Raw genomic sequence first — 6,476 nt, 5'->3', positions numbered from 1 at the left:
CCTCCGCCGCGCCGACCGCCGCCGAGGCCGCGGCCGCGAGCCCCCTGGTGATCGTGTGCGTGCTGGACTACGACGCCGTCCAGACGATCACCGAGTCCGCCGCGTCCGCCGGGGTCTGGGCCCCGGCGAGCGCGATCCCGGCGGCGACGGGCTCGGGCAGCCAGCCCAGGCCGTGCAGGTCCGCCTCGTCCGGGACGAGCCGCGCGAGCCGTTCCAGCAGCCGCGCGGGCGTGGGACGGGCGGCGGGGTCCGCGCCGAGGCAGTCGGCGGCGATGGCGCGCAGCACCGGGTCGGCGACCGCGTCCAGGCGGGGCCGCTCATGGACGGCGCGGTAGATCAGGAGGTGGGGCGGGCCGTCGCCGTACGGCCCGGTCCCGGTCGCGGCGTACACCAGCACGGCGCCGAGCGAGAACACGTCGGCGGCGGGCCCGGTCGGCTCGCCGCGGGCCTGCTCGGGGGCGATGAAGCCCGGGGAGCCGACCGCGGATCCGGCCCGGGTGACGAGGCTGGCCTCCGCGGCGTGCGCGATGCCGAAGTCGATGACGCGCGGGCCGTCCAGCCCGAGGATGACGTTGGCGGGCTTGAGGTCGCGGTGCACGACCCCGGCGCGGTGGACGGAGACCAGCGCCTCGGCGAGCCCGGCGCCCAGCGCCAGCGCCGCGGCGGGCGGCAGCGGCCCGTGCGCGGCCACGACCTCGTGCAGCGGCAGCCCCGGCAGGTAGGCGGTGGCCAGCCACGGCGGGTCGGCCTCGGGGTCGGCGTCGACGACCGGGGCGGTGAACGCGCCGCCGACCGAACGGGCGGCGGCGGTCTCGCGGCGGAACCGGCGGCGGAAGTCGTCGTCCTCGGCCAGGTGCGGGTGGACCACCTTGACCGCGACGTGCAGGCCGCCCGGCGAGCGTCCGAGGTACACCTGGCCCATGCCGCCGGAGCCGAGCCGGCCCAGCAGCCGGTGGCCGCCGATGCGCCGGGGGTCCCCGGGCCGCAGTGCCTCCATCGGCAGTCGCCACCTCACATCCGCGCCGTACCGGCGGCCGCCGCCGTACGGGAACGACCCTCTCCGGGAGACGCGGTCCCGCGCAACCGGGTTCGGGCGGAGATGATCTCAATCTCGTCAAGGCGCGGTGACGCCGCCGGGCGAGGCGCGGCGGACGCGCGGCTCGTACCGTTCCTATTCAGTGTGCAGGAGTGGCATCTGATGCCGGCTCCTGGAACTGCGCGTATCCCGAACGGTGTTGGATGCGCTGGTCTCCCGCGTTCGTCTGCCCGTCCGGCTGGGTGCATCGTGTGCAGGTTCCGTGAGGGGTGGGCGGGTTCCCTCGCGCTCGCGTGCGCCTGGTCTGGCCTGGGCGGTCCGATGCCCCTGCTCATCGCTCCGGTGGGCAGGGGGCGGTGCCGTCCGTCGCCGGATCGGGTGCCCGAGGGCGCGTCGCCCGATCGCGATGCTCGCGGCATCGTGCCGGGAAACTTCGCGGCGTGGGGTGCGCAGTGGCTTCTGCCAGTGCCGGGCGCCCCACTTGGTGGTGTAGGCGGGGTCGACGGCCACGACCGCCAAGCCCGCTTCGGCCGCCATCGACACCAGCCGTGCCTTGAGTTTCCCGGTGGGGAAGCCGGAGATCAACTGCCGGAACCGCCTGCGCCGCCCGTGCTTCTCCCGGGTCTTGCCGCCGGTGAAGTCGAGGTCTTCGATGGCGATGGCGGCCACGCCGCAGGATAGGGCCCAGTGCAGCAGGCGGGTGAGGGCGTGCCGGATCTGCGCGTCACGGTGGGTGGAGGTGCCGGTCAGGGTGTAGTCGAACCGGTGTGGGTCGCCGATGGGGTTGCCGCAGGGGTCGAGCCGCCATGCGGCCAGGTGGTCGGCGTTGGCGTCCACCCCGACCACACCCCGGGCGCACGCCGCCTGGAGAGGGAGGGTGCGGGCGGGGGTGCGCTGCCAGGAGGCGGTCAGGTACCAGCGGTCGCGTTCGGGGTCGTGGTGGATGCGGTAGGCCACCGCCCGGTCCGCCTGGATGCGGTCGGCCCACTCGGTTCCCCGGTGCCGGAAGGCGACGCGGGCGGCCAGGACGTAGCGCCCGTGCGGAGCGTTCGCCAAGGACGCCAAGGGGGCGGGAAGGCGGATCGACACCTGGCCGCCGGGGGTGAGGCGGATGGTCTCGTTGCCGTACCGCTTCCCGCTCTCGCCATCGGCGGCCAGGAACGATCGCCGGGCCTCCCAGCGCTCCCGCCACCGCTGCTCGGTGAGCCCGGCATCGCCGAGATGGTGGCGGGTGCGGGCGAGCCTCGTGCCGCCGCGCACCACGTGCACGATACCGGCGTCCCGGTCGGCCCGCTCACAGGTGAGCCGGTCCTTCAGGGCGGCCATGCGGCGGGACTTGGCGAACCACTCCCGCCGGGACCGGTACCCGCCCGGCGCCCGCCCGGCACCCCTGGCTCCCAGGGGCTGGGACAGCCGGTGCTCCAGCGTCCGCACCCCCGCTTCCAATCCCTGGACGTGGGCGTGCTGGGCGTGGCGGGCCAGGGCCCACTGGTCATGGGTGGCCTTGGTGATGCTCCCGGCCCACCGAGACGACGACACCCCCGTCAACTCCCGCTTACGCGCCGCCCACCGATCCGCATCATGCTCCAGGCCGTCGCGGCACCGGGCCTTCAGATCCCGCGCGGCCAGCGACCCCAGATGCACCCCTATCAGCCGCAGCACCCGCTCGTCGGCAGCGGTCAGGCCCTTGAGACGGTCGCGCACCGCCACCCCGAGCGGGCCCGCCGCAACGAACGGCGCCGCGACCGGACGCACCTCGCCGCCTGGGGGGCGGGCTGTGCGGGCGGGGGCGGTGTGGCGGGTCGCCGTCTCGGCGGCCACACCACCGGAAGTGGTACGCGACATGACGAACACTTTAAGTGACAGAACTCGAACATGCAATCGACTCTTGCTGCTCGGACACTGTGACGGTACATCGCCATGGGCGCGCGTGGGTATCCATGGACACTCCTGAACACTCTCCCACCAACAGGTCTGAACCCCTCCCCGCCGCCGACGCCGCTGCCGTCGCCGGCCGTGGTCTCCCCCGGCACAAACCCGTAGGCGCCGGGCGCGGAGACCGATTCGGTGGCCGCGTCCCCGGTGTGGAACTCCCACGCCGGATCACTCCCGATGATCTCGAAGTGCACCACTGGACGGTCCATGACCGCTCCTCTCCGCGCCGGGTCGACCGGCGCCGCGGGCGCCCCCGGTGGGCGCCTCGCAGCAGAGGACGGAGCAGAGACCTCGCTCTCGACGTCGCACGGAGGATTTCTTTTCGGCCACCGTACCCGCGCGGGCCGTCAGGGCTTGCGGGCGACGGCGCCGTACCGGCTGACCTCCGCGGCGGACGGCCGCGGGCCGCGCCGTCGGGACGCCACTCGCGCGGGGACGCTCCGTGTTGCCGGGCGGACGAACCGCGAACCTCAACCTGTTCTCCTCTCCTGAGGGCCACGGGTTGGAATCCCCCAGCGATCCTGCTCCGCGCCGCGATCTCGGCGGTCGCCGGTCGGCCGGGTCGTGTCGATCTCGGGTGCGTTGGGAGCCCCTCTCCCATCTGCCGCCCAGGTACACTAATCTATCTAACAATTGTTAGAAAGAACCTTGGAGGGCCACGGATGGATCTCGAGTTCGGGGCGGCCGAGGAGGACTTCCGCGCCGAGGTCCGCGCCTGGCTGCGCGACCACGTGCCCGCCGAGCCGCTCCCGTCGCTGGAGACGGCCGAGGGCTTCGCCGCGCACCGCGCGTGGGAGCGGGAACTGGGCCGGGCCCGCCTCTCGGTGGTGTCGTGGCCCGAACACTACGGCGGGCGCGGCGCCTCCCCGCTGCGCTGGCTGATCTTCGAGGAGGAGTACTACGCGGCCGGCGCGCCGGGCCGGGTCGGCCAAAACGGGGTCAACCTGCTGGCCCCCACTTTGTTCGAGCACGGTACGCCCGGGCAGCTCGACCGGATCCTGCCGCCGATGGCCGCCGGGGAGGTGATCTGGGCGCAGGCGTGGTCGGAGCCCGGCGCGGGCAGCGACCTGGCGGCGCTGCGCGCGACCGCGACCCGAACCGACGGCGGCTGGCTGCTCGACGGGCAGAAGACGTGGAGCTCCCGCGCCGCGTTCGCCGACCGGGCGTTCGGCCTGTTCCGGTCCGGCCCCGGCTCGCAGCGGCACCGCGGCCTCACCTACCTGATGTTCCCCCTGAATGCCGAGGGCGTGACCGTGCGGCCGATCGGGCGGCTGGACGGCAAGCCCGCGTTCGCCGAGCTGTTCCTGGACGGGGTGTTCGTCCCCGACGAGGACGTGATCGGCGAGGCCGGGCAGGGCTGGCGGGTCGCGATGGCCACGGCCGGGAACGAGCGCGGGCTCACCCTGCGCAGCCCCGGCCGGTTCACCGCGGCCGCGGCCCGGCTCGCCGAGCTGTGGCGGGAACGGGCCGAGCCGTCCGACACCGCGCTGCGCGACCGGGTCGCCGACGCCTGGATCCGGTCCCGCGCGTACCGGCTCAAGGGCTTCGAGACGATCTCGCGCACCGACGACATCGGCGCCGAGGCCAGCCTCAACAAGGTGTTCTGGTCGGAGCTGGACGTGGCGCTGCACGAGACCGCGCTGGACCTGCTGGGCCCGGACGGCGAGCTGGACTCCTCCTGGCTGGAGGGCTACGTGTTCGCGCTGGCCGGTCCCATCTACGCGGGCACCAACGAGATCCAGCTGAACGTGATCGCCGAGCGGCTGCTCGGCCTGCCGAGGGGGTCGCGATGAGGTTCGTGCTGGACGCCGAGCAGCGGATGTTCGGCGAGACCCTGCACAAGCTGCTGGCCGAGGCCGGGACGGCGGGCGCGGTGCGGGCCTGGGCGGTGGGCGACGCCGCGCCGGGGCGCGCACTGTGGGCGGCGGTCGCCGGGGCCGGGGTGTTCGCACTGGCCGTACCGGAGGAGCACGGCGGGGCCGGGCCGCTGCCGGTGGAACTGGTCACCGCGATGGAGGTGCTCGGACGGCACGCGGTCCCGGGCCCGGTCGTGGAGACGCTCGCCGCCGCCGAACTGCTGGGACGGCTCGGCGGCCCCGCCTCCTCCGAGTGGCTGCCGAAGATCGCCGAAGGGGACGCGCTCGTTTCGCTGGCACTGCCCCCGTCCGTTCCGTACGCACTGGACGCGGACATCGCTGGGCTGGTTCTGGCCGCGGGCGACACGGTCCGGGCGGCGGCACCCGGCGGCGGGCCGGTCGCGGCCTCGCTCGACCCCGCCCGGCGGCTGTTCGAGGTCGTCCCGGGCGAGCCCCTGTTCTCCGGGGACGCGGCGCGCACGGCGTCCGCGGCGGCGTACGACCTCGGCGTCCTCCTGTGCGCCGCCCAGCAGATCGGGCTGGGCCGCGCGCTGCTGGACGTCTCGGCCGGGTACGTGAAGACGCGCGAGCAGTTCGGACGGCCGATCGGCGAGTTCCAGGCGATCAAGCATCATCTGGCGGGCGCCCTGGTGGAGCTGGAGTTCGCGCGGCCGCTGCTGTTCGGGGCGGCGCTGTCCTATGGGACGCCCGAGTTCGGCCGGGACGTGTCCGCCGCCAAGGTCGCGGCGTCGGACGCCTCGTACGCCACCGCCAGGATCGCCCTGCAGGTGCACGGCGCCATCGGTTACACCGACGAGTACGACCCGTCGCTGTGGATCCGTAAAACCCGGGCGCTGCGCTCGGCGTGGGGCTCCCCCGCCGAGCACCGCGCCCGGGTCGTCGCGGCACTGTGAGACCGCGGCGCCGTTCAGACGCCCACGGGATGCCATACGGTCTTGGTCTCCAGGAACGCGGTCATCCGCCCGGTTCCGGGGGCTGCGGACCAGTCCGCCCCCTCCTGCGGACGCAGAACCCGTTTGAGATTTCCGGCCGCCGCCTCCTCCAGCACCGGCACCTGCCCGGCCTCGACCCCGGCCAGATCCAACGCGTTCAGGTCCATGTGCGAGGCCAGCCACGGAGCCAGCTCGGCGCGCTGCCCGGTGAGGATGTTGACCACCCCGCCGGGCAGATCGGAGGTCGCCAGCACCTCCGCCAACGTCACCGCCGGCAACGGAGCCGGCTCGGAGGCCACCAGCACACAGGTGTTGCCCGACACGATCACCGGCGCCAGCACCGACACCAGCCCCAGCAACGCCGAATCCGGTGCCAGCACCCCGACCACACCCGTGGGCTCAGGAGTGGAGAAGTTGAAGAACGGCCCCGCCACCGGGTTGGCCGACCCGTGCACCGCGGCCAGCTTGTCGGCCCACCCCGCGTACCACACCCACCGATCGACCGCCGCCCCCACCTCAGCCGAGGCCGCGGCCTTGCCCAGACCGGCCGCGCGCAACTCCTCCACGAACTGCGCCTGGCGGCCCTCCAGCATCTCGGCGATCCGGTACAGGATCTGCCCCCGGTTGTAGGCCGTCCGCCCCGCCCACGGCTCGAACGCCTTGCGAGCGGCCACGACCGCGTCCCGCACGTCCTTG

The 6,476-nt window shown here is 74.1% G+C and carries 5 protein-coding genes; 2 read left to right on the top strand and 3 right to left on the bottom strand.

Going from position 1 to position 6,476, the window contains the following annotated elements; genetic code table 11:
- Positions 1 to 67 precede the first annotated feature (67 nt).
- Positions 68 to 997 (bottom strand): serine/threonine-protein kinase, encoded by a 930-nt coding sequence (locus tag ACFPZN_RS55530; protein WP_378293428.1) that lies wholly within the window; start codon positions 995 to 997, stop codon positions 68 to 70.
- A gap of 174 nt (positions 998 to 1,171) precedes the next feature.
- Positions 1,172 to 2,881, bottom strand: coding sequence for an IS200/IS605 family accessory protein TnpB-related protein (locus ACFPZN_RS55525; RefSeq protein WP_378293426.1), 1,710 nt, complete (start codon positions 2,879 to 2,881; stop codon positions 1,172 to 1,174).
- Positions 2,882 to 3,633: 752 nt separating this feature from the next.
- Between ACFPZN_RS55525 and ACFPZN_RS55520 the strand changes: the two genes are divergently transcribed.
- The gene (locus ACFPZN_RS55520; RefSeq protein ID WP_378293423.1) at positions 3,634 to 4,764 is read left to right on the top strand and encodes an acyl-CoA dehydrogenase family protein; all 1,131 of its coding nucleotides are present in this window, start codon (positions 3,634 to 3,636) and stop codon (positions 4,762 to 4,764) included.
- On the top strand, positions 4,761 to 5,741 hold the full coding sequence (locus tag ACFPZN_RS55515; RefSeq protein ID WP_378293421.1) for an acyl-CoA dehydrogenase family protein: 981 nt from the start codon (positions 4,761 to 4,763) through the stop codon (positions 5,739 to 5,741). Before ACFPZN_RS55520 ends, ACFPZN_RS55515 begins: the two co-directional genes overlap by 4 nt.
- Before the next feature lie 14 nt (positions 5,742 to 5,755).
- Here the strand turns inward: ACFPZN_RS55515 and ACFPZN_RS55510 are convergent.
- Positions 5,756 to 6,476, bottom strand: a 721-nt coding sequence (locus ACFPZN_RS55510; RefSeq protein WP_378293419.1) for an aldehyde dehydrogenase family protein, incomplete at its 5' end; no start/stop codon positions are given.

The sequence above is a fragment of the Actinomadura rugatobispora genome (genome assembly GCF_042656285.1).
GTDB lineage: Bacteria > Actinomycetota > Actinomycetes > Streptosporangiales > Streptosporangiaceae > Spirillospora > Spirillospora rugatobispora.
The sequence above is the reverse complement of the archived record's forward strand: the minus strand, read 5'-3'. Positions and strand labels throughout refer to the sequence as shown.

Excerpts from the sequence above, each read along its gene's own strand:
- ACFPZN_RS55530 (WP_378293428.1), bottom strand. The coding sequence starts at position 997 with ATGGAGGCACTGCGGCCCGGGGACCCCCGGCGCATCGGCGGCCACCGG.
- ACFPZN_RS55525 (WP_378293426.1), bottom strand. The coding sequence starts at position 2,881 with ATGTCGCGTACCACTTCCGGTGGTGTGGCCGCCGAGACGGCGACCCGC.
- ACFPZN_RS55520 (WP_378293423.1), top strand. The coding sequence starts at position 3,634 with ATGGATCTCGAGTTCGGGGCGGCCGAGGAGGACTTCCGCGCCGAGGTC.
- ACFPZN_RS55515 (WP_378293421.1), top strand. The coding sequence starts at position 4,761 with ATGAGGTTCGTGCTGGACGCCGAGCAGCGGATGTTCGGCGAGACCCTG.